General features: G+C 67.6%; 1 protein-coding gene. It reads right to left on the bottom strand.

Annotated features, from left to right (window positions below; translation table 11 throughout):
- On the bottom strand, window positions 1-3,531 hold a 3,531-nt coding region (locus tag VFN12_RS08100), incomplete at both ends, for a DNA-directed RNA polymerase subunit beta' (protein WP_325118132.1).

A 3,531-nucleotide genomic window follows, 5' to 3' on the forward strand; every position in this document is an offset into this window, starting at 1 on the left:
CGGGTGGTCTCCTGGAAGGAGGCCGCCGAGAGCCACGACTCGGTCGCCAGCGACGCCTTGGTGATGCCCATGAGCACCGGGCGACCCGAGGCCGGCTTGCCGCCCTCGGAGACCACGCGACGGTTCTCCTCCTCGAAGACGACCCGGTCGATCAGCTCCGACGGCAGCAGGTTGGTGTCACCGGACTCGATCACCGTGATCCGGCGCAGCATCTGCCGCACGATGATCTCGATGTGCTTGTCGTGGATCGACACACCCTGCGAGCGGTACACCTGCTGGACCTCGTCCACCAGGTGCTCCTGGGCCTTGCGGACACCGAGGATCCGGAGCACGTCCTGCGGGTCGGGGGTACCGACCGTCAGCATCTGCCCGACCTCGATGTGGTCGCCGTCGGCCACCAGCAGGCGCGAGCGCTTGGAGACGGGGTACTCCTGGACCTCCGAGCCGTCGTCCGGGGTGACCAGCACCTTGCGTGCCTTGTCGGTCTCCTCGATCTCCACCCGGCCCGCGGCCTCGGAGATCGGCGAACGACCCTTGGGCGACCGGGCCTCGAAGAGCTCCACCACACGGGGCAGACCCTGCGTGATGTCGTCCGCGGAGGCCACACCACCGGTGTGGAAGGTACGCATCGTCAGCTGCGTGCCGGGCTCACCGATCGACTGGGCCGCGATGATGCCGACGGCCTCGCCGATGTCCACGAGCTTGCCGGTGGCCAGCGAGCGGCCGTAGCACTTGGCGCAGGTTCCGGTCCGGGCGTCACAGGTCAGCACGGAGCGGACCTTGACCTCCTCGATCCCGGCCGCGACCAGCTCGCCGATCTTGACGTCGCCGAGGTCCTCGCCCGCTCCGGCCAGCACGTCGCCGGTCTCGGGGTGGGTGACCTCGACGGCCGAGGTCCGGGCGTACGCCGCGGTCTCGGCGTTCTCGTGCTTGACGACCGTTCCGTCCTCACGGCGCTCACCGATCCGCTTGGGCAGGCCGCGCTCGGTACCGCAGTCGTCCTCGCGGATGATGACGTCCTGGGAGACGTCGACGAGGCGACGGGTCAGGTAGCCCGAGTCGGCGGTCCTCAGCGCGGTGTCGGCCAGTCCCTTGCGGGCACCGTGCGTGGAGATGAAGTACTCCAGCACCGACAGTCCCTCGCGGAAGTTCGACTTGATCGGCCGCGGGATGATGTCACCCTTCGGGTTGGCCACCAGACCACGCATGGCCGCGACCTGCCGGATCTGCATCATGTTTCCGGAAGCACCGGAGTCGACCATCATGAAGATCGGGTTGGACCGGTCGAAGTTGCTCTCCATCGCCTTGGCGACGTCGTTGGAGGCCTGGGTCCAGATCTCGATGAGCTCCTGGCGGCGCTCCTCGTCGGTGACCAGACCACGCTCGAACTGCTTCTGCACCTTCGACGCCTGCGACTCGAAGTCGGCCAGGATCTCGGTCTTGTTGGCCGGCGTGACGACGTCCTCGATCGAGACCGTGACGCCGCACCGCGTGGCCCAGTGGAAGCCGGTGTCCTTGAGTGCGTCGAGGGACGCCGCCACCTCCACCTTGGTGTAGCGCTCGGCGAGGTCGTTGACGATCGCGCCGAGGGCCTTCTTGCCCACCTCGTAGTTCACGTAGGGGTAGTCGGCCGGCAGGGTGTCGTTGAAGAGCGCCCGACCCAGCGTCGTGTCGAGGGTCAGCGACTGACCCTCCTCCCAGTCGCCGAGCCCGAGCTCCAGCGGCGGCACGATGCCGTCGAGGCGGAGCTGGATCTTGCTCTGCATCGAGATCTCGCCACGGTCGAAGGCCATGATGGCCTCGGCCTCCGACGAGAACGCACGACCCTCGCCGGGCTCGCCCTCGCGGTCGGTGGTGAGGAAGAACAGTCCGAGCACCATCTCCATCGTCGGCATCGTCACCGGACGGCCGTCGGACGGCTTGAGGATATTGTTCGTCGACAGCATCAGGATCCGGGCCTCGGCCTGCGCCTCGGCGGACAGCGGCAGGTGGACCGCCATCTGGTCACCGTCGAAGTCCGCGTTGAACGCGGTGCAGACCAGCGGGTGGATCTGGATGGCCTTGCCCTCGATCAGCTGCGGCTCGAACGCCTGGATGCCGAGCCGGTGCAGCGTGGGTGCCCGGTTGAGCAGCACCGGGTGCTCGGTGATGACCTCCTCGAGCACGTCCCACACGACCGGACGGGCACGCTCGACCATCCGCTTGGCGGACTTGATGTTCTGCGCGTGCGACAGGTCGACGAGGCGCTTCATCACGAACGGCTTGAACAGCTCCAGCGCCATCTGCTTCGGCAGGCCGCACTGGTGCAGCTTCAGCTGCGGACCGGACACGATGACCGAGCGGCCGGAGTAGTCGACCCGCTTGCCGAGCAGGTTCTGCCGGAAGCGGCCCTGCTTGCCCTTGAGCATGTCGGAGAGCGACTTCAGGGGCCGGTTGCCCGGGCCGGTGACCGGACGGCCACGACGGCCGTTGTCGAACAGCGAGTCGACGGCCTCCTGGAGCATCCGCTTCTCGTTGTTGACGATGATCTCGGGAGCACCGAGGTCGAGCAGGCGCTTGAGCCGGTTGTTCCGGTTGATCACGCGTCGGTACAGGTCGTTCAGGTCGGAGGTCGCGAAGCGGCCACCGTCGAGCTGCACCATCGGGCGCAGGTCCGGCGGGATGACCGGTACGGCGTCGAGCACCATCCCGATCGGCTGGTTGCCGGTCTTGCGGAACGCGTCGACGACCTTGAGCCGCTTGAGGGCCCGGACCTTGCGCTGGCCCTTGCCGGTGGCGATGGTCTCGCGCAGCGAGTCGACCTCGGCCTCGACGTCGAAGCTCTCGAGGCGCTTCTGGATCGCCGTCGCGCCCATGTGGCCCTCGAAGTACTTGCCGAACCACGCCTTCATCTCGCGGTAGAGCATCTCGTCGCCCATCAGGTCCTGGACCTTGAGCGACTTGAAGGTGTTCCAGACCTCGTCGAGGCGGTCGATCTCGCGCTGCGCACGGTCGCGCAGCTGCTTCATCTCGCGCTCGGCGCCGTCGCGGACCTTGCGCCGGGCGTCGGCCTTGGCGCCCTCGGCCTCCAGCGTCGCGAGGTCCTCCTCGAGCTTCTTGGTGCGGTCCTCGAGCGAGCCGTCGCGGCGCTTCTCGAGGCGCTCGCGCTCGAGCTGCACCTTCGTCTCGAGCGAGGACAGGTCCCGGTGACGGGCGTCCTCGTCGACGGCGGTGATCATGTAGGCCGCGAAGTAGATGACCTTCTCGAGGTCCTTCGGCGCCAGGTCCAGCAGGTAGCCGAGCCGGCTCGGGACGCCCTTGAAGTACCAGATGTGGGTGACCGGGGCGGCGAGCTCGATGTGGCCCATCCGCTCGCGACGCACCTTGGAGCGGGTGACCTCGACGCCACAGCGCTCGCAGATGATGCCCTTGAAGCGCACCCGCTTGTACTTGCCGCAGTAGCACTCCCAGTCCCGGGTGGGACCGAAGATCTTCTCGCAGAAGAGGCCGTCACGCTCGGGCTTGAGCGTGCGGTAGTTGATGGTCTCCGGC

This window comes from Nocardioides sp. (assembly GCF_035703625.1).
GTDB lineage: Bacteria > Actinomycetota > Actinomycetes > Propionibacteriales > Nocardioidaceae > Nocardioides.